Raw genomic sequence first — 22,751 nt, forward strand, 5'->3', positions numbered from 1 at the left:
ACAAGCCTTCCTGACCTTTCGGTCAAAAAATCGAACAGGAGGAGCCCTCACCATCACCTGCCCTCGAGAGCATCGCTCTAGGTGATAGACAACAAGAACGATGAGGAACACCTAGTGCAAAGCACCAAACAGGAACAGGCAGCTCTCGGGCTGCAGCTGAAGAAAGCCGGCTTGCTCGACCGAGTCTTCAAGCTCAGCGCCCACCGAACCACCGTAAAGACCGAACTGCTCGCAGGCCTGACGACCTTCGTCACCATGGCCTACATTATCTTCGTCAACCCGAACATCATGGCCGATGCCGGTATCGACCACGGTGCCGCCTTCGTCGCCACCTGCATCGGCGCAGCGCTCGGCTGCCTGTTGATGGGTCTATATGCCAACTGGCCGGTGGGTCTCGCGCCGGGCATGGGCCTGAATGCGTTCTTCACGTACACCGTCGTTGGCGAGATGGGCTACAGCTGGCAGATCGCGCTGGGTGCGGTGTTCATCTCCGGCATCTTGTTCATGATCATGAGTCTGTCTCGCCTTCGCGAGTGGCTGCTCAACAGCATTCCCATGAGCCTGCGCTTCGCCATGGGTGCGGGAGTCGGATTATTTCTTGGGCTCATTGGCCTGAAGACCGCGGGCATCGTGGTCGACAGCCCGGCCACTCTGCTGACCATGGGATCGTTCAGCGAGCCCACCGCGCTGCTGGCTGCGGTGTGCTTTCTGATGATCGCGGTGCTCAGCCATCGCAATGTCTTTGGCGCCATTCTGCTGAGCATGCTGGTGGTAACGGGTATCGGCTGGGCGACAGGTCTGGTCGAGTACAACGGCCTGGTTTCGATGCCACCCAGCTTGGCCCCGACCTGGTTGGCGATGGACATCGCAGGCGCCCTGAACGTCGCCATGGTCAGCGTGATCCTGGCATTCCTCTTTGTGAACATGTTCGACACGGCTGGCACGCTGATGGGCGTTGCGCATCGGGCACACCTGGTTGATGACGACGGCAAAATCCAGAACCTGTCGCGCGCACTCAAAGCAGACAGCACCTCCAGCGTTGCAGGTGCATTCGTCGGCTGCCCGCCAGTGACGAGTTACGTGGAGAGCGCTGCAGGGGTTGCGGCGGGTGGCCGTACCGGTCTGACCGCAGTCACCGTAGGTGTCTTGTTCCTGGTTGCGATGTTCTTCGCCCCGCTTGCCGGCATGATCCCTGCCTATGCAACGGCGGGCGCGCTGATCTATGTCGCCATGCTGATGATGAGTGGGATGGCGCATATCGATTGGAAGGACCACACCGACACCATACCGGCGATCGTCACCGTGGTGATGATGCCGCTGACCTTCTCCATCGCCAATGGCATTGCGCTGGGCTTTCTGACCTATGCAACGCTCAAGCTGCTGACTGGGCAGCGAGAGAAGGTATCAATCAGTCTGTATGTGTTGTGCGTGATTTTTATCGCCAAGTTCGCCTTTCTATAAGCGAAGCGACCGGCAAAGCCCCACCCTTCGCGGTGGGCTTTTGTCGTTAGAGCGCGCGATCATGGCTGCGCCAGAAAAGGCCTTTGATTGTCACTGCGCCCTCGCCGGGCTGCGCTCCGGGGCCGCCGAAATATCTGAAACGCACAAGGCAAGGAGCAACGGCATGAGTGTCGAAACCTGGTTGTTATTTGCAAGCGCAGCGCTGGTGGTCATCCTGATCCCCGGTCCGCTGTCGTTGTTGATGATCAGCAACAGCCTCAATTTCGGGCTACGGCGCTCTTGGCCTGCGTTCGTCGGCGGGGTCAGTGCATCGATCTGCCTGCTCAGCGCCTCGGCGCTGGGGCTGGGCGCGTTGTTGCTGGCGTCGGAGCAAGTATTCAGTCTGCTGAAGATCATTGGCGCGCTCTACCTGTTCTATCTCGGCAGGCAAAGCTGGCAAGAGTCCCGACGTCCATACACTGGCCCCGATGTAACTACCGCAGAGGTGCGCCCGCGTTTTCGTCAGCTGTTCTGGCGCGCCTTCGGCTTGGGCGCGAGCAATCCCAAGGACATTCTCTTTTTCGCCGCTTTTTTGCCGCAGTTTCTCAGCGCGGATCGGCCGCTCATGCCGCAGCTGCTTGTGATGATCCTGACCTGGGCGGTGCTGGATTTGTGCTGCAAGCTGGCCTATGGATTGGGTGCGCATGGCGCGGCGCGTTATTTGCGCACGGGCAAGGGGCAGGTTTGGTTCAATCGCGTCAGTGCTGCGCTGTTTGGGGGCGCGGGGGCGGTTTCGTTGGTGAGTCGCTGAGGTCACAGCGGCTGCCGGAGCGAGCAATTCACTATGAGTCGGTGCAAATAGGCCGTGCCCAAGAGCCCCCAAGGCGAAACGCTTGCGAGCAAAACCGGCCCCCTGCCCCCTTATAAACCTGACTCCCGGCAAAAAAACCCGCCATCAAAGGCGGGCCGGGGGACTCAGGGGAGTCAAAGTTTCACGCATGGGAGCGGTACGGCCGCCTCACCAAGGACTGCGGCCGGTGCAATCAGCTACCTCTATAAGTCGAGTAGCTGTAAGGCGAAATCAGAAGCGGCACATGGTAATGGTCCTGCTCAGCGCTGATGCCGAAACGCAGCACCACCACGTCTAGGAATGCCGGCTCAGGCAGCACAACACCTCGCCCGCGGTAGTAATCGCCGGCTGAGAACTGAAGCTGATAAACCCCGGACCGGTAGTCGTCGCCATCCAACAGTGGCGAATCGCAGCGGCCGTCGGCATTGGTCTGGCGTGTGGTAATCAGCTCGAGGCTTTCGCCTTCGACCCGATAGAGCTCAACGCGGATGTGGCTGCCTGGGCAGCCGTGGGCGGCATCCAGTACATGAGTAGTCAAACGTCCCATAGATTCCAGCATCGCGGCTTATCCCTTGATGCTCGCCTCCTCTAGTGTCTGTTGGTGTAGTTGCGACGAGCATAGCAGCTCGGCCAGATAATAAAAGACAGTTTTAACGAAAATTGTACACAGTTTTTATCGCAGATATTGGCCTGCTTCCTGCTGGTGGCAACCGCAATAGAAAACGCCTGACCAAGCGAACCAAGTTGGCGCAGACAAACAGGAATTTCCTTCCCTGGGCCAGCATTCAGATATTTGTCGTGTTTTTTGATTTACAAAGCGCAAATCGTTTTGTATACAATTAAACCCATGACGGCTGCCCAGTACCTCGCAGCGGCAACCTGTGGATCAGACAAGGAATAACAACAGTGAGCGCCGACTACCCTCGTGACCTCATCGGCTACGCCGAGAACCCGCCCCATCCGCAATGGCCGGGCAATGCCCGAATCGCGCTTTCTTTCGTGCTCAATTACGAGGAAGGCGGTGAGCGCTGCGTGCTGCATGGCGACAAGGAGTCCGAAGCCTTCCTGTCAGAGATGGTCGCCGCGCAACCCTTGCAGGGCGTGCGCAACATGAGCATGGAGTCGCTCTACGAATACGGTAGCCGCGCCGGCGTCTGGCGTCTGCTCAAGCTGTTCCGCAAAAACGACATCCCGCTGACCATCTTCGCCGTGGCCATGGCGGCGCAGCGTCATCCGGACGTGATCAAGGCGATGGTCGCCGACGGGCACGAGATCTGCAGCCACGGCTACCGCTGGATCGACTACCAATACATGGATGAGGAACAGGAGCGCGAGCACATGCTCGAAGCCATTCGCATCCTTACCGATATAACCGGCGAGCGACCACTGGGCTGGTACACCGGCCGCACCGGGCCTAACACCCGTCGGCTGGTTCGTGAAGAAGGCGGCTTTCTATACGACTCGGACACCTACGATGACGACCTGCCCTACTGGGACCCGGAATCGACCTCAGACAAGCCCCATCTGGTGATCCCTTACACCCTGGACACCAATGACATGCGCTTCACCCAGGTCCAGGGCTTCAACAAGGGCGATGACTTCTTTGAGTACCTCAAGGACGCATTCGACGTGCTATACGCCGAAGGATCTGAAGGTGCGCCAAAAATGCTGTCCATTGGGATGCACTGCCGACTGTTGGGCCGCCCCGCACGCATGGCGGCGCTGCAGCGCTTCATCGAGTACGCCAAGGGCCACGAGCAGGTGTGGTTCGCCCGCCGCGTCGACATTGCCCGCCATTGGCACTCGACTCACCCCCTGCCCCAGGAAAGCAGCCTATGACCATGTTTCAGACCATCAAGCCGTCCACTCTCGACCGCGACGCTTTCGTCGCCGCCTTTGCCGATGTGTACGAGCATTCGCCGTGGGTCGCTGACACCGTCTACCAGGCAGGCGTGGACGAGACGCTGGATTATGTCGAGGTGATGCATACCCGCATGTCTCAGGCGATGCTGTCGGCGCCCCAGGATACCCAACTCGCCTTGATCAACGCTCACCCGGACCTCGCTGGCAAGGCTGCGGTGCGTGGCGAGCTGACCGCATCAAGCACGGCCGAACAGGCCGGCGCCGGCATTCACGAATGCACGCCCGAAGAATTCGCCCGCTTCACCGAGCTGAACGAGGCCTACAAGGCCAAGTTCGGTTTCATCTTCATCATGGCGGTCAAGGGCAGCAATCGGCACCAGATCCTTGCCGCCTTCGAGGAGCGCCTGCACAACTCGCAGGAGCAGGAGTTCGCTCGCGCGCTGGCTGAAATCAACAAGATCGCTCTGTTCCGTCTGCAGACAATGTAAGCAAGCGACCACTATAAGATTCGAAGAGAAGAACACCGTATGAAGAGCTATGCCGCCCCTTTCGAAAAATACGTCAACCTGGCCGACGCCCGCCTGGGCACCAAGGCCCTTTCCGTCACTGACGACTGGTTTGCCGACGTCAATCGGCTGTTCCAGCCAACGCCGGCCGTTTGGAAGGAAGGGGTTTTCGATGACAACGGCAAGTGGATGGATGGCTGGGAATCACGCCGCAAGCGCTTCGAAGGCTACGACCACGCAGTCATTCGCCTCGGTGTGCCCGGCTCGATCAAGGGCGTCGACATCGACACCAGCTTCTTCACCGGTAACTTCCCGCCGTCCGCCTCGCTGGAAGCTTGCTACCTCGCCGATGGCGACCCGGACGACAGCACCGTCTGGACGGAAATTCTTCCTGCAGTGGAGCTCCAGGGCAACAGTCACCACTATCACGAGATCCGAGTAGATCAGCCATTCAGCCACCTGCGCTTTAACATTTATCCGGACGGGGGTGTTGCTCGTTTGCGCGTACATGGCATTCCGTTTCGCGACTGGAGCAGTGTCGGTGACAACGAGCAGCTCGACCTGGCCTCGGCGCTCAACGGCGGCCGGGCCCTGGCCTGCTCCGACGAGCACTTTGGCCGCATGAGCAACATTCTCAATCCTGGCCGCGGCATCAACATGGGCGACGGCTGGGAAACCGCCCGCCGTCGCACGCCCGGCAATGACTGGGTCATCGTCGCGCTGGGCCACCCGGGTGAGATCGAGCGTATCGTCGTCGACACCCTGCACTTCAAAGGCAATTACCCTGACAGCTGCAGCATCCAGGCGGCGTACGTCAAAGGCGGCACTGATAGCCAGATCGAAACCCAAAGCCTGTTCTGGCGCGAGCTGCTACCAAGCCAGAAGCTTGAAATGCACGCCGAGCATGAGTTCAGCGAACAGATCGCCAAGCTCGGCCCGATCACCCACGTACGCCTGAACATCTTCCCGGACGGTGGCGTAAGCCGGCTGCGGTTGTTTGGCAACGTAGCCAAGTAGGAAGCGCTTCACCCAGGCCCTTTCCCGAGCGGAGAGAGTAAAGAGGTCAGCAGCAGGGTGGCATTCAGCCCACCAGCGCGGATGCTCAGTCCTCGCTACGGTGAACTGAATTCGGCGCCGTTCAGGCCACCCTCAAAACCAGCAATCCAGATAACGAGCACAGTATGCGCACTATCACGATCGAACCGTTGACCAAGGAAGCCTTCGCCCCATTCGGTGATGTGATCGAAACCGAAGGCAGCGAGTACTTCATGATCAACAACGGTTCCACCCGCCGCTATCACAAGCTGGCGACGGTCGAGACCGCGCAGCCGGACGATCAGGCCATCATCAGTATCTTCGCCGCCGACGCGCTGGAGATGCCGCTGGTCATTCGCATGCTCGAACGACACCCGCAGGGCAGCCAGGCTTTCATTCCGCTGCTCGGCAACCCCTTTCTGGTCGTGGTCGCGCCGCTTGGCGATGCACCTGTACCGGGTAACGTCCGTGCCTTTCGCAGCAACGGCAGGCAGGGCGTCAATTACCACCGCGGCGTCTGGCACCACCCGGTGCTGACGATCGAAAAGCGGGATGAATTCCTGGTGGTCGATCGCAGCGGTTCTGGCAACAACTGCGACGAGCATTTTTTCACCGAGGCAGAGCAACTTCTCCTCGACCCCCACCGGGACTCCGAGCAAGCGATCGATTGATCTACGAAGGCATCACCGGAACGGCCGTCGAAAGGCCGCGCCGGTCATGCGTGCTTCAGAACAAGCGGAACACTTGCGACGAGTCGAATAAGAAGAAACATCGGTTGGTTCGCCAGCCGTGCAAGAGGTAATTATCGTGGAAGCACATTTGACCGAATGGCTGAACCTGAGTATTCGCTGGATTCACATGATCGTCGGCATCGCCTGGATCGGTGCCTCGTTCTACTTCGTGTGGCTGGAAAACAACCTCAACCGCGCCAACCCACGTGATGGCCTTTCAGGCGACCTTTGGGCGATCCATGGTGGCGGTATCTACCACCTGGAAAAGTACAAGCTGGCGCCACCACGGATGCCGGATAACCTGCACTGGTTCAAGTGGGAGGCCTACACCACCTGGCTGTCGGGCGTCGCCCTGCTGATGGTGGTCTACTATCTCAATCCATCTCTGTATCTGATCGCGCCGGGCAGCGACATGGCGCCAGCTACGGCGATCGCTATCGGCTTCGGCTCCCTCATCGTTGGCTGGTTCGTCTATGACCTGCTCTGCGACTCGCCATTGGGCAGGAAGCCGGCCCTGCTAGGCCTGGTGTTGTTCGTCCTGGTAATCGCCGCCGCATGGGCCTATTCACAGGTCTTCAGCGGCCGCGCTGCCTACATTCACACCGGCGCGCTGATCGGCACCATCATGGTCGGCAATGTGTTCCGCATCATTATGCCGGCTCAGCGCGCGCTGGTTGCTGCCATCGAGCAGAACCGCACGCCTGATCCGGTATTGCCGGCCAAGGGCCTGCTGCGCTCACGCCACAACAACTATTTCACCCTGCCCGTGCTGTTCATCATGATCAGCAACCACTTTCCGAGCACCTACGGCAGCAAATACAACTGGCTGATCCTGGCCGGTATCTCGGTACTCGCGGTGCTGGTGCGCCACTACTTCAACACCCGGCATGACAGCAACCGCTTCGCCTGGGCACTGCCCGCTGCGGCAGTCGGCATGATCTGCCTGGCATTCGTCACTGCGCCCAACCGGCAGCCGGCAGCTCCCAACCTGGCACCAACCTCCCCGGAGCAGGCCAGCATGAGCGCACAACAGGGCGGCACCTCGGCAGAGCCGGAGGTCAGCAATAGCGAGTTCGCCAAGGTTCGCAGCGTGATCGATGAGCGTTGTACGGTGTGCCACGCGGCGCAGCCAAGCAGCCCCCTGTTCAGCGCGGCTCCCGCAGGTGTGATGTTCGATACGCCGGAACAGATCCGCCAGCAAGCGGCGAAGATCCATGCGCAATCAGTAGCAAGCCAGATCATGCCGCTGGGCAACATGACCAACATGACTCAGGAAGAGCGCGACCTGCTCGGCGCCTGGATCGACAAGGGCGCCCTGATCGACTGATCGCTGCCCATCAGCCGCGCTTCCGGGCGCGGCTTCTTTCTTATCCACCTGAACCGTATCGCCCAGAGCGAAGACTACGCACGCCTGGAATCGGCCCCAGCGCCCGCAGGCAATGCCGAGCCCCGAGCATCACAAAAATCCGACCCTGCACGTTCAGTGGGGTCACCGCGACCCTCCAATAACAAAAGCGTCCGAGGTGTTTTGCATGAACGATGTGACCGAGCGGCAGACCGCTCCAGTCAAGGAAAAGCGGCTGCCCTTGCTGCAGATGCTGCTGGTGAGTTTCCAGCACGTGCTGCTGATGTACGGCGGAGCGGTCGCCGTCCCGCTGATCGTAGGCCAGGCCGCTGGGCTGTCACGCGAGGAGATTGCGTTTCTGATCAATGCTGACCTGCTGGTGGCTGGCATCGCCACCCTTGTCCAGTCAATGGGCATCGGGCCAATGGGCATCCGCATGCCGGTGATGATGGGCGCCAGTTTCGCTGCAGTCAGCAGCATGGTGGTAATGGCCGGCATGCCAGGCGTGGGCATGACCGGAATCTTCGGTGCCACCATCGCTGCCGGCCTCTTCGGACTGCTGATCGCCCCCTTCGTGTGCAAGATCGTACGGCTGTTCCCGCCGTTGGTAACCGGTACGGTGATCACCGCCATCGGGCTCTCGCTATTTCCCGTCGCGGTGAACTGGGCAGGCGGCGGCAGCGGGACCGGCCAGTTCGGCGCCCTGCCCTACCTTGGCGTAGCCGCAGCGGTGCTGGCCGTCATTCTGCTGATCAACCAGTTCATGCGTGGCTTCTGGGTCAACGTCTCGGTATTGGTCGGGATGGCCCTGGGTTACGTACTGGCCGGCAGTCTGGGCATGGTCGATCTATCGGGCATCAGCGCTGCGCCGGCGTTTCAGGTAGTCACACCGAATCACTTCGGCGCGCCGCAGTTCCTGCTCGCCCCGATCCTGTCGATGTGTCTGGTGGTTGTAATCATCTTCGTCGAGTCGGCGGGCATGTTTCTCGCGCTGGGCAAGATCACCGGGCAGGAGGTAGACCCCAAGCAACTGCGCCGCGGCTTGCTCTGTGACGCAGGGGCAACCTTTCTGGCCGGATTCATGAATACATTCACCCATTCGTCCTTCGCGCAGAACATTGGCCTGGTCCAGATGACCGGCGTGCGCAGCCGTTACGTTACTGCGATCGCCGGTCTTTTCCTGATCAGCCTGAGCCTGCTGCCGAAAGCTGCGTTCATGGTTGCCTCGATTCCCGCCGCTGTATTGGGCGGCGCCGGCATTGCCATGTTCGGCATGGTCGCCGCCACGGGCATCAAGATCTTGCAGGAGGCCGATATCGGTGACCGTCGTAATCAGTTACTGGTTGCGGTGAGCATTGGTCTGGGAATGGTGCCAGTGGTGCGTCCGGAGTTCTTCGCGCATCTGCCGCACTGGATGGAGCCGATCACCCACAGCGGGATCGCAGTGGCGACCATCAGCGCGGTTAGCCTCAACCTTTTATTCAACGTACTTGGCGGGCCCGAGCGCCACGCCTTGACTGGCGCGAACCACTGACGAACCTGGACGATCATCAAAGCCCGCCTCGCGCGGGCTTGCTTTTTCCTGCTGTAGCCTGACACTCGACAGCCCGTGGGTCGCCGTTAAAATGCCCCGCCTCCCTGGCTGCCCTGCTCCGACTGCTGAAGGACTGATCGATGATCGAAGCAACCTGGATCGCTTTCGCGTTCATCCTTGGTCTTACCGCGCGTGCACTCGGATTGCCGCCGCTGATCGGCTACCTGGGAGCAGGTTTCGCGCTAGCAGGCTTCGGCAGCCACTTCGGGGTTGGCCCAACCGACAGTGTGGTCCTCGAACACTTGGCGCACCTGGGCGTCTTGCTGTTGCTATTCACCATCGGCCTCAAACTCAAGCTGAGCAATCTGGTACGTCGCGAAGTCATTGGCGGCAGCCTGTTGCACTTCGCCATCTCCAGCCTGGTGACACTGCCCGCGATTCTGGTTTTCCTCGACACCAGTTTTCGCGAAAGCCTGCTGCTGGCCATCGCCCTGTCTTTTTCAAGCACCGTACTGGCTGCCAAGGTGTTGGAAGGCAAGCGCGAGCTGCGCGCCTTCCATGGCCGAGTAGCAATCGGTGTACTGATTATTCAAGACCTTATCGCACTGGTCGTGATGAGTATCGCGAGTGGCAAGGTGCCGTCGGCCTGGGCACTACTGGTGTTCGGACTGCCGCTGCTGCGCCCCTTGCTGTTCCGCCTGCTCGATCACAGCGGGCACGAGGAACTGATGGTGCTGCTGGGCCTGATGCTGGCGCTGGTCGCCGGCGGGATCGGTTTCGAATACGTCGGCCTGAGTTCAGAACTGGGGGCCCTGGCCTTCGGCGCCATGCTGGCCAAACACAAACGCGCCACCGAACTGTCGAACTCATTGTGGGCGATCAAGGAAGTCTTTCTGGTCGGCTTCTTCCTGCAGATCGGTATCGGCGGGTTGCCGGACATGGATGCCATGCTCTTTGCTGGTGCTGTAGCGCTGCTGCTGCCACTTAAGGGCGCGCTGTTCTTCTTTCTGTTCCTGCTCTTCCGTCTGCGCGCACGCAGCGCGTTTCTCAGCGCGTCGAGCTTGACCAACTACAGCGAGTTCGGCCTGATCGTCGCCAGTGTGATACTGCCGCAATGGCTGACCCCGCTGGCGATCACGGTCGCATTCTCCTTCGTGCTATCGGCTCAGCTGAACCGGATCTCTCACCCGCTCTATGACCGATTCGCCAGACGGCTTATCCCCCTCGAACGCAATACTCGCCACCCCGATGAGCAACCTGTGTCGCTGGGCGACGCGCAGATTCTGATCATGGGTATGGGGCGTACGGGGCGCGCCGCCTACGATCATCTCCAGCATCAGGGCTGGCGGCTGATCAGCCTCGACTCCGACCCGGTGACGGTGGAAAAAAGCAGCCAGAACGGTCGCCACGTACTGTTCGCCGACGCCGAGGACCAGATGTTCTGGGAAAGCCTCGAGATGAAGAATATCGAGGCGGTGATCCTGGCCATGAATGATCCTGAAGCGAAGATAATTTCCACCGGCAAGCTGCGCGGCAAGGGTTTTGCAGGACTGATCGTCTCTCATGCCATGTATGAGGACATTGCCCAGCAGATCGAGGAAGCCGGCGCTGATCGTACCTATCTAACCATGAGCGAAGCTGGGGCGGGGCTTGCCGAGCACGTTGCCCGGGAATTGCGGTCCATCCGATAGATAGCCGTCACGTCAGGCTCCACAATGGAAGAGGGTCGTCCGTCATAATTGTGCACAATCCGCAAATTTATTGTTTCATCAGCTGTTCACAGGTTGTTATAGTCGGGCCAACCTGACCGATTGAACAGCTTTCGTCGGTCAGTGAACGAGGTCCGTGCAGCCTCGAAAGCCCATGACCGAACAATAACGAATGGCAGGCTTGACTCATGACCGCAACCGAATCCAGGAGCGGTGACGCTCCCAATCAGGACCTGATCTATCAGCTCGAAGATCGCCCAGGCCCACTCCCCGCTACCTTCGCGGCGATACAGCACGTGCTCGCCAGCTTTGTTGGCGTTATCACTCCCACCTTGATCATCGGCAGCGTGCTCGGCCTGGGCGACTACGTGCCCTATCTCGTAAGCATGGCGCTCTTCGTCTCAGGCATCGGCACCTTCATCCAGGCCAAACGCATCGGGCCGATCGGCGCCGGCATGCTCTGCCTGCAGGGCACCAGTTTTGGCTTTCTCAGCGTGATCCTGGCGGCGGGCTTCATCGTCAAGGGACGCGGCGGCAGCCCGGAGGACATCCTCGCCACGCTGTTTGGTGTCAGCTTCTGCGCAGCGTTCGTCGAGATCGCGGTCAGCCGCTGCATCGACAAGCTACGCCGGATCATCACGCCGGTGGTTACCGGGACCATCATCTGCCTCATGGGCCTATCGCTGATCAAGGTCTCGATGACCGACATTGCCGGGGGCTACGGAGCGGAGGATCCCGGCGCCCTACAGAATCTGGCGCTGGCCGGACTGGTGCTCGGCACCATCATCGTGCTCAATCGCTTCGGCATTCCACTGCTGCGCTTGTCAGCCGTAATCGTCGCGTTGATGGTGGGTTACTTCGCCGCCTGGATGATGGGCATGGTGGACTTTTCCAGCCTTGCGACTCTCCCGGCTATCAGCGTGCCGCAGCCGTTCAAGTTCGGCTTCGCTTTCGACTGGATGGCCTTTATTCCGATCGCGGTGATCTTCCTCATTACACCACTGGAAACAGCGGGAGACCTGACCGCCAATTCGATGATTTCTCGTCAGCCAGTCAAGGGCCCTCTGTATATCAAACGGATCAAGGGCGGCATCCTCGGCGACGGTTGCAGCTCGCTGCTGGCCGCGACCTTCAACAGCCTGCCCATGACAACCTTCAGTCAGAACAATGGTGTGATCCAGCTGACCGGCGTCGCCAGCCGTCACGTGGGGCTGTATATCGCTGGCATCCTGATCCTGCTGGCTCTGTTCCCCGTAGTCGGCGGTGTCCTGCAGCTGATGCCCAAGCCGGTACTCGGCGGTGCCACGCTGATCATGTTTGGCACAGTCGCCATCGCAGGGATCAAGATCCTGGCTGAAGCAGGCCTGAATCGTCGCAACATGCTCATCGTCGCCATCTCGTTGGGTCTGGGTCTAGGGGTGGCCGCGGTGCCGGACGTGCTCAGCCACCTGCCCGATGTTCTGAAGAACATCTTCGGGTCGCCCATCACCATCGGTGCCTTCAGCGCGATTCTGCTCAACTTCTTCCTTCCCCGCGAGCCGGAAGAAATGGATGACTATGACCCGGAAAACCTGATTGAGGACTCCGTCGGTACCAACACCCTTGCGGTGAATATCCCCGACTATTCCAAGGTTCATCCGAAAGCCACTACCAATGATCCGTCCTCCCAGCTGACGCCCACCGGCTGAAGCAGCCCAGGCGCCCGGCATATCGCCGGGCGCGTGCCCCGCATTCAAGACAACAAAAAACCAAAGGGTATCGACATGACCTTCAAGCACGCACCACTTTCGCTGGCGCTGGCCGGCTGCCTGCTGTCCGCACCGGCCTTTGCCGACGGGATGCTGCACTGGCAGAACAACAGCCTGACCTATCTCTATGGCAAGGATTACAAGATCAATCCGCCGATCCAGCAAACGTTGACGTTCGAGCACGCCAGCGGCTGGGCCTGGGGCGATATGTTCCTGTTCGTGGACAACATCTTCTACAACGGTGTGAGCGGCAGCGACGGGCACACCTATTACGGTGAGTTCAGCCCCCGCCTGTCACTGGGCAAACTCAGCGGCCAGAACATGAGTTTCGGCCCGATCAAGGACATTCTCCTCGCCGCTACTTATGAACGGGGCGAGAGCACCAATGGCGTTCCGAATCAGAATTATCTGCTTGGACCCGCTGTTGACCTGGACATACCCGGCTTCGACCGCCTGGCAATCAATGTCTACTACCGTAAGCCCGATGGCAGCACAGGCAAACCAGGCGGCCAGTGGCAAGTCACACCAACCTGGGCCATGACCTTTCCGATCGGCAAATCGGACATCCTCTTCGATGGATACATTGACTGGGTTGTGAACGACGCCGGCTCCGAGCGCCGCGGGGATTTCATCTCGAAGAACCTGCATATCAACCCGCAGATCAAATATGACCTGGGCAAGGCGCTCGATGGAGAGCCGGGCAAGCTCTATGTAGGAATCGAATACGACTATTGGTCGGACAAATATGGCATCGAAGACGGCGGCTTCGTCAGCGATTTGGTTGGAGGCACCAACCAGAACACCGCCAGCCTGCTGGTCAAAGCGCACTTCTGAGCGCAGGCCTGAGAGACGAAAAAAGCAGCCGGCCCGGCTGCTTTTTTATTTGTCTCCGAACCTCGCCTTCTAGCCAGGCGCTGATCAGCCCCGGCTGGTTAGCCAAGCGTGTTAACCGATCAAAGCTTGAAACTACCCATCTGCCGGCTCAGATCCTCCGCCAGACGGCTCAGTACGTGGCAATCTTCGCGGCATCCCTGTACATCGCTTGCCGTGGCCTGAGCCAGATCCGCGATGCCCTGTACGTTGTGAGTGATTTCCTCGGTTACGCTGCTCTGCTCTTCGGTGGCGGCAGCCACTTGAGTGTTCATGTCGCTGATCGCCTCGACTTGCTCGGTGATGGCGCCGAGTGACAGCCCAGTGCGCTGACTTGCCTGTACACCCGTGCCGGTCGCGGCCTGGCCCGCTCGCATGGAGCTGACCGCGTTCTCGGCGCCGCTCTTGAGGCTCTGAATCATCTGTTGAATCTCATCGGTGGACGCTTGCGTCCGGCTGGCCAAGGTCCGTACTTCATCCGCCACGACTGCGAAGCCGCGCCCCATTTCTCCCGCGCGAGCGGCCTCGATGGCCGCGTTGAGGGCCAGTAGGTTGGTTTGCTCGGAAATGCTGCGGATGACCGCCAGCACCTTGTCGATGGAGGCAACCTGTTGCGCTAGGTCAGTGACCGACTCGGCAGCATGGCCGATCTCACCGGACATCTTCTCGATATGGGAAATCGAATCGCTGACCACCTTGCGCGCTTCCATCGCCTCGCTGCGCGCTCCCTGCGACGCCTGGGCAGCGTTGCTGGCATTGCGGGCGATTTCTTGCACCGTCAGCCCCATTTCATGGACAGCGGTGGCAACCATGTCGGTCATTTCATGCTGGCGGCCTGCGCGGGTCGCCGTGTTATCGACTACCTGGGCTACCTGGCCGACAGCGGTGCGCAATTGCTCACTGGTGTTCAACGCATCACCAATCAGTCCGCGCAGGCTGCCAATAAAGCGGTTGAAACCGCGAGCAAGATCGCCCAGCTCGTCGGCCCGACTTTCATCCAGCCGACGGGTCAGATCACCACCACCTCCTCCGATTTCCACAAGCGCATTGGTAACCTGACGGATCGGTTTGACCAGGCCGCGCGCCAGCAGCACTACGAGACCTAGGAAGAACAGCGCGATACAGGCGCCGATCAAGCTTATCGTCCATAACGTGCGACGCGCCTCGGCGAAGATTTCCGCTTCCGGCACCTCACTGACCAGCACCCAGCCAAGGCTCTCCAACGGCTGGGCCACTGCCAGGAACGCCTCGCCATTGCGCTCGAAGCGCACGGCGTCGCGCGGGCCGCTAAGCAGCTGACGGGCAGCATCTGCACCGGTCAACGCGCTGAGATCGGTTTGATCATTGTTCTCGGTTTTGGGATGTACCTTGACCCTGCCTTCGCCGTTGATGAGATAGACCTCGCCACGCTCACCGAAACGGAAGTTGCTGATCAGCTCCGACATGCTCTTGAGGCTGAAACCAAGGCCCGCGACACCGAGCGTCTTGCCGCCCGCCTCGATACGCTGATTGATGAAAAGGGTCGGCAGACGGGAGGCCTTGTCGATGTCGATTTCGAAGCGGCGTTTGGTTCCGCTGTCGACCAGGCTATAGAACCAGCTATCGCCCGCGGCGCTGCGAGCGAGCGTGCGCGATAGGCCTGCCTCGGAGTAATAGTTGCCGCTATCAAGCACGGCAATCGAGGTGGTCAGCGCATTTTGCTGTGCTTTGACGCCATTCAGGTAGCTGCCAATGGCCTCGGCGGATAACCCAGTTTCGCCCCCACGAAGCCAGTCATGCACAAGCGTGTTGCTGGCGATACCAGCCGTGGCGGTTATCGGCGCCGCCAGGGTGCGTTCGATGTCATTGCGGATCGCCGCGATGTTCGCAGGCAGCGCCTGACCGACCAGGTAGCGCTCAGCCAGCCGATTGACCGCGGACGAATAGACGAGGATGACGATAAGGGTGCTGGTGAGCAGAGCAGCCCCCATGCTGATGATCAACTGCCATTGAATACTGCGCTGCATGAAAGGCATTCCGTCCACCTCGGCTGTCGTACCACTGGTACACATGTTATTTATTATCTGTATACAATTAATATAATCCTGACGCCAGAGATGTATCGGCCTGCGCGCTTGAGCCTTGATACCGTCTGGCGGATCCTGGTCTCAAAGGTCCTGATCCTTGCTAGCGATGGGGAGCAGGATTCCCACAAAGGGTGAAAATAGGCTTTGTATACAAGGGCATCCACTAACCAGGCGCTCGCTGTGGTTTCCTTGAGACGGGCTTAATGCAGGTGCTAGGATTTCGGCCCGGCCAAAAGGCCTCGCAGGCAGCGAATCGAACAGGCCCTATGTCCAGTATCCGCGAGCGAAACAAAGAACTGATCCTCCGAGCAGCCAGTGAGGAGTTTGCCGAGAAGGGCTTTGCCGCCAGCAAGACGAGCGATATCGCAGAGCGCGCCGGGTTGCCCAAGCCCAATGTCTATTACTACTTCAAGAGCAAGGAAAATCTGTATCGCGAGGTGCTCGACAGCATCGTGGAGCCGCTGCTTCAGGCCTCCGAACCTTTCAATCAACCCGGCCATCCCGCCGAGGTCCTACGCGCGTACATACGTACCAAGATTCGAATTTCACGCGAGCACGCCTGTGCTTCGAAGGTGTTCGCCAGTGAAATCATGCATGGCGCGCCACACCTGCCCCCTGAGCGGGCCGAGCAGCTCAATGCGCAGGCCAGCCATAACGTCGACTGCATTCGGCGATGGATCGATCAGGGCCTGATGGCAGACGTCGACCCCAACCACCTGCTGTTCAGCATTTGGGCCGCGACTCAAACCTACGCTGATTTCGACTGGCAGATCTCGACCGTGACCGGCAAGCCGAAACTTGACGATGCCGACTACGAGGCCGCCGCCGATACGATCATCCGCATGGTTATAAAAGGCTGCGAAGTGAAGGAGTCACCCCCCGTCGCCTGACCGGTGTTCAAGCCGAATGCATGTGCGCCTGGCGTAGCGGTTCAATGCATACTGTCTGGTGCTCTGAAGGACGACCGAGCGCTCAGCAAGACGCAGGTGGTTCTGATAACGTTTTGCTTTATAAGCACGCGTCCATCTTTGACGCGTCTTCTATGACGACCAATACTTGCGCTGGGCACCGGCTCGGAAAAAGGAAATTCTTTTGACCGCATTGCGCAACAGCTTGTCGAGGAAACTGCTTCGCATCGTGCTGCTGTCAGCGCTTGGCGTTGGCCTGGTATTAAGTTGCGCGCAGATCATTTTCGACGCCTACAAAACCCGACAGCTGATTAACGCAGATGCGCAACGCATCCTGCGAATGACCCGCGATCCCTCTACTCAGGCCATCTACAGCCTTGATCGTGAAATGGGCGCGCAAGTCATGGAAGGGTTGTTCCAGCATGAATCGATACGCAAGGCGTCCATCGGCCATCCGAGCGACGACCCGCTAGCACTTAAGTCTCGCCCGCTGATGTCGAACGGCTCGCGCTGGCTGACCGATCCGATTCTGGGACGCGACCAGGATTTCTCCATAGCCCTGATCGGCCGCCCTCCCTATAACGAATACTACGGCGACCTGAGCATTACCCTGGACACTGCGCCCTATGGCGAAGAGTTCGTGAGTGACTCAGCGGTTATCTTCGTCATCGGTATCCTGCGCGCCCTGGTGCTGGGCCTGTTGCTTTACCTCATCTACGAGTGGCTGCTCACCCGTCCGCTCACGAAACTGATCGAGCACTTGTCACGAATTAACCCTGGGCGTCCCGGCGAGCACACATTACCAATGCCAAAGGGCCACGAGCGCAACGAGCTGGGACTCTGGGTCGAGACCGCAAACGGGCTTCTCGCCTCCATCGAACACAACATGCAATTGCGCCACGCAGCCGAGAGCAATCTCCAGCGCATGACCCAATATGACTCGCTCACCGGCCTACCCAATCGCTTGCAGCTGCAACAGCAACTGGACAACCTACTGGGCGAAGCTGCACGGCTGCAGCGCCGTGTCGCGGTTTTGTGCCTTGGGCTTGACGACTTCAAGGGCCTGAACGAGCGGTTCAGCTACCAGAGCGGCGACCGTCTGCTGGTCGCCCTGGCCGATCGCCTGCGCAGCCTCAGCGGCCGCGTCGGCGCGCTGGCTCGCCTTGGCGGTGACCAATTCGTACTGGTGCTGTTCGGCTTCGAGGAACCATATGAGGCCGCCGAACTGGCGCAGAAGGTCCTCGATGATCTGGAGCGGCCCGTGACGCTCGATGAGCAGAACATTCGGCTCCGCGCCACCATCGGCATCACGCTGTATCCCGAAGACGGGGACAACACGGAGAAACTGCTGCAAAAAGCCGAGCAGACCATGACGCTGGCGAAGAACCGTTCGCGCAATCGTTACCAGTTCTACGTGGCCAGCATCGATAGCGAAATGCGAACGCGACGGGAGCTACAGAACGACCTGGCGGAAGCAGTCAAACGGGGCGAGTTTCATCTGGTCTACCAGCCACAGATCGACTACAGGCTCAAGCGGATTACCGGTGTAGAGGCACTGCTGCGCTGGTCCCACCCAAGCGGAAAGATGGTGCCGCCAGATATTTTCATCCCCCTTGCCGAGCAGAACGGCAGCATCATCGTCATCGGCGAATGGGTGCTCGATCAGGCCTGCCGCCAGTTGAGTGAATGGCACCGTCAGGGCTTCGTCGACCTGCGGATGGCCGTCAACCTGTCCACGGTCCAACTCCACCATCCAGAATTACCGAAGATGATCAGCAATCTGCTCAGCGTTCACAGACTGCCGCCGGAAACGCTGGAGCTGGAAGTGACCGAAACGGGCTTGATGGAAGATATCGCTGCAGCCACCCACAATCTCCATTGTCTTCGCCAATCCGGGGCATTGATCGCCATCGACGACTTCGGCACCGGCTACTCATCGCTCAGCTATTTGAAAAGCCTGCCACTGGACAAGATCAAGATCGACAAGAGCTTCGTACGGGACATGGCGACCGATGAAGGGGACACCACCATCGTCCGCGCCATCATTCAGCTAGGTAAAAGCTTGGGTATGCTCGTGATCGCCGAGGGAGTGGAAACCGAAGAGCAGGAACGTTATCTCATCGAAGAAGGCTGCAACGAAGGCCAGGGCTACTACTACAGCAAGCCGGTGCCCGCCTCGGAACTTACCAGCCTCCTCAACCAGTCCCTGCGGGTCGAGTCCAGGCTCAACTCGGAGCCGCTTTAATCGCGTTCTGCGCTCCGAGCGCAACACCCTCCACCTGCCTCTACGAGCATTTAATGAAGCGTTTTGTACTGATCGACACCGCCCAGATTCCCGACGACGGCGGTGCGCTGTGCCTGTTCGAATATGGCGAGGATTTCGTCATCAAGATACAGGGGGGGAACGGCAACCAGCTGATGAACACTCGCACCCACGGTTCCGAAGACGCACTGGCGGAGATACCCTGCCGGAAAATCGCTCAACGGCCGCACCCCCGCGTATTGATCGGAGGGCTAGGCATGGGGTTCACGCTTGCGTCAGCGCTCAGGCATCTCGGTGAAGACGCCGAAGTGCATGTCGCAGAACTCGTCCCGGGCGTGATCGAGTGGAACCGCGGCCCACTGGGCGAGAAAGCGGGTATGCCGATCAATGACCCACGAGCGCGGGTATTGCGCAGCGATGTTGCTGACATTCTGAAAAATGAACCGCAAGGTTTCGACGCCATCATGCTCGACGTGGACAATGGCCCGGAAGGCCTGACCCGCAAGAGCAACAGCTGGCTGTATTCATCGGCAGGGCTGGAGGCCTGTGCCAAAGCGCTGCGTCCCAAGGGCCTGCTTGCCGTATGGTCGGCCAGCGCCGATCAGGCGTTCTCCCAAAAGCTCGCCAGATCAGGTTTCAACGCAGAAGAAGTGCAGGTGTTCGCCCATGGCAATCGCGGCACCCGGCATACCATCTGGATTGCCGAGAAACGTGAATAGCGCACGCCGGGCCTGGCATTTTGCCGAGGGCGAACTGAAGTCTGGCTGACACTGGCAATGCGTGTTTTGCAGCCGACTTGTGGCTGACTCCACCGAATCAGTCCGATCGGCTTTCAACTCACAGCTTGCGCCGCCAGCAGTGCCGCTCCAATCAGACAAAGTACTGCTCCACCGGCTGCATGCCAGCGATAGCGACGCGTAAGCACTTCCTCACCGTGACTGGAAAGAACGAAGGGCAAGCCCTCGCCAGGACGCATCAAACGATGCTCCGGGTCTTTCTCGCTCGCTAGACGGTGACGCTTCTGCGCTTCGAGGCCGGCCGCGAGACGTACGCGACTCCACTCTGACTGATCCAGCTGACCGTCACGATTGTTGTCGAAGCGCTGCAGCAGCCCGGCGTAGTCTTCCTTCCACTCTCGCACCACCTGACCCTGGGCGGTCTGGAGATCAAGTCCGAGCCGACCGCCACCGCTGGTACGAAAGTCACCAATGGCATACAGCGGCTCATCGGCATGCAACCGCTCTTCCACGTAGCGATACTGGCGATTGCCGGTCAGCCAGGCCAGTGGGCCGCCAGCCGGCACCCCTCGGGGATGGCGCAGATCACCGGTCCAGCGATCACATCTGGCAGGCAGCACCTCTGCACCCTGTGGGTCGACCAGGCAATCACCCGTCGCATCCGAGAGCCGCAACAGCCTGTCGCTCGCGCCCTGCTCGATAATCCGCCAACTGCTGCGCTTGTCGCCGGACAGATACTCTTCGATCCGATAACGCCACCAGAGGCAGGGCTTGCCCGTCAGCGGCGCATTCAATGGCGGGAGGTCGGGACAGTTTCGCAGCACACCGGCCAGCTCGACATAACCTTGCGCCGCCGAACGAATTCTGGAGGTCGGGGTGTCCGTCAGATGGCGCACCTTGGACCAGCGGGTGATCCATAGCCATCCCCCGACCAGACACAGCACGGCGCCCGCACCGATAAGCAGCATTGTGCTGATCGCTCAACCAAACAGCGGCTTGAGATCGACGTCCGCCTTGTCTGCTTCGCTGAACTGAAGCAACGGCGCCTCGTGGAAGCCAAAAGCACGCGCAAGCAAAGCGTCCGGAAATTGCTCGACGCGCACGTTGTTCAGATTGACCGATTCGTTGTACAGCTCGCGGCGATCGGCAATGCCGCTTTCCAGCCCACTGATGCGCTGCTGCAGGTGCCGGAAGCTCTCGTTCGCACGCAGCTCCGGATAATTCTCAGCCAGGGCAAAAAGTTGCCCCAAGCCGGCACGCAGGCCCGTTTCCGCCTTCCCGAGCGCACCGACATCGCCCTGGTCACGTGCAGCAGCTACTGCATTACGCGCTTTGACAACCTGCTCCAGCGTGCTGCGCTCGTGCTGCATGTACTGTTTGCACGTCTCCACCAGCTTGGGCAGCTCTTCGTGTCGCTGACGCAGCAATACGTCGATGTTCGACCAAGCCTTGCTGACTCCATGCTTGAGGCGCACCAAGCCGTTGTAGAGAACTACTGCGTAGGCAGCAGCAAGAAACAGCAGGACCAGCAACACAGCAGCGCTCAGGCTCATCAAGACTTCTCCATGGAATGTCCGGCATTGGAACCAGCATTCTAACGGCACCGCGAACGGCAATACGCGACCTGCCCCACGCAATTTCTTTGCACAAAATGCAAATCTTTCGCATTATGTTCTGCATCCGATTGTCGCACCCGCTGCGGAATACGTCTTACACATCCCTGCAAGCAAAGGAACCCGCCATGCTACGCACTCCCGTATGGGCCACCGCCAGCCTTCTGGCTGTCGCCATTTCACTCGCTGGTTGCGGCGAAGACAAAGCACCGGCCGAGCAGGCCGCTGCCCCGCAAGCCACCACCCAGAGCGAACCCGCCGCGAGCGCACCAGCCACTATAAACAGCGAATCCGCGCAGGCTGTCGTCAACCACTATGCCGATATGGCCCATGCCATTTTCAGCGACGCGCACAACACCGCGCAGAAGCTGGAGGAAGCAGTCGACGCCCTCCTCGCCAACCCGACCGACGAGACCCTGCAAGCTGCCAGAGATGCATGGATTGCTGCACGCGTTCCCTACATGCAGTCAGAAGTGTTCCGCTTCGGTAATCCGGTGGTGGATGACTGGGAAGGTCAGCTCAACGCCTGGCCGCTGGATGAGGGCCTGATCGATTACGTCGAAGGTGACTATCAGCATGCGCTGGGCAATCCAGGCGCGACCGCCAATATAATCGCCAACAAGGAGCTGCAGATTGGCGAGGACAAAATCGACGTCAGCGAAATCACTGGTGAGAAGCTTGCCAGTTTGAACGAACTGGCAGGTTCCGAAGCCAACGTGGCGACCGGCTACCACGCCATCGAATTCCTCCTTTGGGGCCAGGATCTGAATGGCACCGAAGCTGGTGCAGGCGAGCGTCCGGCGAGCGATTACATCGAGGGCGACGGCTGCACCGGCGGCAATTGCGATCGTCGCCGCACCTATCTGAAGGCTGCCACAGGACTGCTCGTCAGCGACCTGGAAGAAATGGTCGGCCAATGGAAGGCGGGCGAGTCCGACAACTACCGCGCCAGTCTTGAAAGCGAATCGGCCGAGAATGGCTTGCGCAAGATGCTCTTCGGCATGGGCAGCCTGTCGTTGGGTGAACTTGCAGGCGAACGCATGAAAGTCGCGCTTGAAGCCAACTCGCCGGAAGACGAGCACGACTGCTTCAGCGACAACACCCACAACTCACACTTTTTCAACGCCAAAGGCATCCGTAACGTTTACCTGGGTGAGTATCAGCGTACCGACGGCAGCACAGTTACCGGCCCGAGCCTGGCTTCTCTGGTAGAAGGTGTGGCGCCTGAAGTCAATACGACGCTGAAAACCGATCTGGAAAGCACCGAAGCCAAGCTTCAGGTGTTGGTTGAAAGTGCCAGGAACGGTGAGGCATTCGATCAATTGATAGCCCCTGACAATACCGAAGGTCATGAGAAGGTGCGTGCGGCGATTGCAGCGCTGGTGCAACAAACCGGCTCGATCGAAAAGGCTGCGGCAGCACTTAACATCAGCGATCTGAATCCAGATACTGCCGACCACGAGTTCTGATCAGGTGCCATGGGGGTGCGGCGCAATGCCGCTCCCCTCTGCACGGCACGCCGATAGCGACCGC

The 22,751-nt window shown here is 59.7% G+C and carries 19 protein-coding genes; 15 read left to right on the top strand and 4 right to left on the bottom strand.

What is annotated here, in order from left to right; translation table 11 throughout:
- Positions 1-114 precede the first annotated feature (114 nt).
- Complete coding sequence (locus tag EA797_RS08085) at positions 115-1,461, top strand: NCS2 family permease (RefSeq protein ID WP_122164587.1); 1,347 nt, start codon at positions 115-117, stop codon at positions 1,459-1,461.
- A 163-nt stretch (positions 1,462-1,624) separates the two neighbouring features.
- The gene (locus EA797_RS08090) at positions 1,625-2,251 is read left to right on the top strand and encodes a LysE family translocator (protein WP_122164588.1); all 627 of its coding nucleotides are present in this window, start codon (positions 1,625-1,627) and stop codon (positions 2,249-2,251) included.
- 232 nt (positions 2,252-2,483) lie between these two features.
- Here EA797_RS08090 and uraH read toward each other — a convergent pair whose 3' ends face one another.
- Positions 2,484-2,837 carry a hydroxyisourate hydrolase gene (gene uraH / locus EA797_RS08095; RefSeq protein WP_122164748.1) on the bottom strand — a complete coding sequence of 118 codons (354 nt, stop codon included), beginning with the start codon at positions 2,835-2,837 and terminating at the stop codon, positions 2,484-2,486.
- Positions 2,838-3,196: 359 nt separating this feature from the next.
- On the opposite strand from uraH, the gene puuE reads away from it, so the two are divergent.
- The 9 genes from puuE (at position 3,197) to EA797_RS08140 (ending at position 13,595) form a co-directional block, all read left to right on the top strand.
- The gene (gene puuE / locus EA797_RS08100; RefSeq protein ID WP_122164589.1) at positions 3,197-4,129 is read left to right on the top strand and encodes an allantoinase PuuE; all 933 of its coding nucleotides are present in this window, start codon (positions 3,197-3,199) and stop codon (positions 4,127-4,129) included.
- Positions 4,126-4,641 carry a 2-oxo-4-hydroxy-4-carboxy-5-ureidoimidazoline decarboxylase gene (gene uraD / locus EA797_RS08105; RefSeq protein WP_122164590.1) on the top strand — a complete coding sequence of 172 codons (516 nt, stop codon included), beginning with the start codon at positions 4,126-4,128 and terminating at the stop codon, positions 4,639-4,641. Before puuE ends, uraD begins: the two co-directional genes overlap by 4 nt.
- Before the next feature lie 39 nt (positions 4,642-4,680).
- The gene (gene alc / locus EA797_RS08110; RefSeq protein WP_122164591.1) at positions 4,681-5,676 is read left to right on the top strand and encodes an allantoicase; all 996 of its coding nucleotides are present in this window, start codon (positions 4,681-4,683) and stop codon (positions 5,674-5,676) included.
- A gap of 164 nt (positions 5,677-5,840) precedes the next feature.
- The gene (locus EA797_RS08115; protein WP_122164592.1) at positions 5,841-6,365 is read left to right on the top strand and encodes an ureidoglycolate lyase; all 525 of its coding nucleotides are present in this window, start codon (positions 5,841-5,843) and stop codon (positions 6,363-6,365) included.
- Positions 6,366-6,501: 136 nt separating this feature from the next.
- The gene (locus EA797_RS08120; RefSeq protein ID WP_122164593.1) at positions 6,502-7,752 is read left to right on the top strand and encodes a urate hydroxylase PuuD; all 1,251 of its coding nucleotides are present in this window, start codon (positions 6,502-6,504) and stop codon (positions 7,750-7,752) included.
- A 205-nt stretch (positions 7,753-7,957) separates the two neighbouring features.
- Entirely contained in the window at positions 7,958-9,304 is a 1,347-nt protein-coding gene (locus EA797_RS08125) for a nucleobase:cation symporter-2 family protein (RefSeq protein ID WP_122164594.1), read from the top strand.
- A 140-nt stretch (positions 9,305-9,444) separates the two neighbouring features.
- Positions 9,445-10,995 carry a cation:proton antiporter family protein gene (locus tag EA797_RS08130; protein ID WP_122164595.1) on the top strand — a complete coding sequence of 517 codons (1,551 nt, stop codon included), beginning with the start codon at positions 9,445-9,447 and terminating at the stop codon, positions 10,993-10,995.
- 206 nt (positions 10,996-11,201) lie between these two features.
- Positions 11,202-12,701: a uracil-xanthine permease family protein gene (locus tag EA797_RS08135; RefSeq protein WP_122164596.1), complete on the top strand. Its 1,500-nt coding sequence runs from the start codon at positions 11,202-11,204 to the stop codon at positions 12,699-12,701.
- A gap of 75 nt (positions 12,702-12,776) precedes the next feature.
- Complete coding sequence (locus EA797_RS08140; protein ID WP_122164749.1) at positions 12,777-13,595, top strand: outer membrane protein OmpK; 819 nt, start codon at positions 12,777-12,779, stop codon at positions 13,593-13,595.
- Between the two features lie 119 nt (positions 13,596-13,714).
- Here EA797_RS08140 and EA797_RS08145 read toward each other — a convergent pair whose 3' ends face one another.
- Entirely contained in the window at positions 13,715-15,646 is a 1,932-nt protein-coding gene (locus EA797_RS08145) for a methyl-accepting chemotaxis protein (RefSeq protein ID WP_122164750.1), read from the bottom strand.
- Between the two features lie 317 nt (positions 15,647-15,963).
- Between EA797_RS08145 and EA797_RS08150 the strand changes: the two genes are divergently transcribed.
- The 3 genes from EA797_RS08150 to EA797_RS08160 all read left to right on the top strand — a co-directional run bounded on the left by EA797_RS08150 (position 15,964) and on the right by EA797_RS08160 (position 19,587).
- The gene (locus EA797_RS08150) at positions 15,964-16,587 is read left to right on the top strand and encodes a TetR/AcrR family transcriptional regulator (RefSeq protein ID WP_122164597.1); all 624 of its coding nucleotides are present in this window, start codon (positions 15,964-15,966) and stop codon (positions 16,585-16,587) included.
- 202 nt (positions 16,588-16,789) lie between these two features.
- The gene (locus EA797_RS08155; RefSeq protein WP_208644414.1) at positions 16,790-18,850 is read left to right on the top strand and encodes a putative bifunctional diguanylate cyclase/phosphodiesterase; all 2,061 of its coding nucleotides are present in this window, start codon (positions 16,790-16,792) and stop codon (positions 18,848-18,850) included.
- Between the two features lie 53 nt (positions 18,851-18,903).
- Positions 18,904-19,587, top strand: coding sequence for a spermidine synthase (locus tag EA797_RS08160; protein WP_122164598.1), 684 nt, complete (start codon positions 18,904-18,906; stop codon positions 19,585-19,587).
- Between the two features lie 113 nt (positions 19,588-19,700).
- Here EA797_RS08160 and EA797_RS08165 read toward each other — a convergent pair whose 3' ends face one another.
- Both EA797_RS08165 and EA797_RS08170 read right to left on the bottom strand, forming a co-directional pair.
- Complete coding sequence (locus EA797_RS08165; RefSeq protein ID WP_122164599.1) at positions 19,701-20,573, bottom strand: GIDE domain-containing protein; 873 nt, start codon at positions 20,571-20,573, stop codon at positions 19,701-19,703.
- A 12-nt stretch (positions 20,574-20,585) separates the two neighbouring features.
- The gene (locus EA797_RS08170; protein ID WP_122164600.1) at positions 20,586-21,158 is read right to left on the bottom strand and encodes a LemA family protein; all 573 of its coding nucleotides are present in this window, start codon (positions 21,156-21,158) and stop codon (positions 20,586-20,588) included.
- A 188-nt stretch (positions 21,159-21,346) separates the two neighbouring features.
- Here EA797_RS08170 and EA797_RS08175 point away from each other — a divergent pair, with 188 nt between their 5' ends.
- Positions 21,347-22,687 (top strand): imelysin family protein, encoded by a 1,341-nt coding sequence (locus EA797_RS08175; RefSeq protein ID WP_122164601.1) that lies wholly within the window; start codon positions 21,347-21,349, stop codon positions 22,685-22,687.
- Positions 22,688-22,751: the final 64 nt, after the last annotated feature.

The organism is Stutzerimonas zhaodongensis (assembly GCF_003696365.1).
GTDB classification, from domain to species: Bacteria; Pseudomonadota; Gammaproteobacteria; order Pseudomonadales; family Pseudomonadaceae; genus Stutzerimonas; species Stutzerimonas zhaodongensis.

Excerpts from the sequence above, each read along its gene's own strand:
- EA797_RS08090 (WP_122164588.1), top strand. The coding sequence starts at position 1,625 with ATGAGTGTCGAAACCTGGTTGTTATTTGCAAGCGCAGCGCTGGTGGTC.
- uraH (WP_122164748.1), bottom strand. The coding sequence starts at position 2,837 with ATGGGACGTTTGACTACTCATGTACTGGATGCCGCCCACGGCTGCCCA.
- uraD (WP_122164590.1), top strand. The coding sequence starts at position 4,126 with ATGACCATGTTTCAGACCATCAAGCCGTCCACTCTCGACCGCGACGCT.
- alc (WP_122164591.1), top strand. The coding sequence starts at position 4,681 with ATGAAGAGCTATGCCGCCCCTTTCGAAAAATACGTCAACCTGGCCGAC.
- EA797_RS08115 (WP_122164592.1), top strand. The coding sequence starts at position 5,841 with ATGCGCACTATCACGATCGAACCGTTGACCAAGGAAGCCTTCGCCCCA.
- EA797_RS08125 (WP_122164594.1), top strand. The coding sequence starts at position 7,958 with ATGAACGATGTGACCGAGCGGCAGACCGCTCCAGTCAAGGAAAAGCGG.
- EA797_RS08130 (WP_122164595.1), top strand. The coding sequence starts at position 9,445 with ATGATCGAAGCAACCTGGATCGCTTTCGCGTTCATCCTTGGTCTTACC.
- EA797_RS08135 (WP_122164596.1), top strand. The coding sequence starts at position 11,202 with ATGACCGCAACCGAATCCAGGAGCGGTGACGCTCCCAATCAGGACCTG.
- EA797_RS08140 (WP_122164749.1), top strand. The coding sequence starts at position 12,777 with ATGACCTTCAAGCACGCACCACTTTCGCTGGCGCTGGCCGGCTGCCTG.
- EA797_RS08145 (WP_122164750.1), bottom strand. The coding sequence starts at position 15,646 with ATGCCTTTCATGCAGCGCAGTATTCAATGGCAGTTGATCATCAGCATG.
- EA797_RS08150 (WP_122164597.1), top strand. The coding sequence starts at position 15,964 with ATGTCCAGTATCCGCGAGCGAAACAAAGAACTGATCCTCCGAGCAGCC.
- EA797_RS08160 (WP_122164598.1), top strand. The coding sequence starts at position 18,904 with ATGAAGCGTTTTGTACTGATCGACACCGCCCAGATTCCCGACGACGGC.
- EA797_RS08165 (WP_122164599.1), bottom strand. The coding sequence starts at position 20,573 with ATGCTGCTTATCGGTGCGGGCGCCGTGCTGTGTCTGGTCGGGGGATGG.
- EA797_RS08170 (WP_122164600.1), bottom strand. The coding sequence starts at position 21,158 with ATGAGCCTGAGCGCTGCTGTGTTGCTGGTCCTGCTGTTTCTTGCTGCT.
- EA797_RS08175 (WP_122164601.1), top strand. The coding sequence starts at position 21,347 with ATGCTACGCACTCCCGTATGGGCCACCGCCAGCCTTCTGGCTGTCGCC.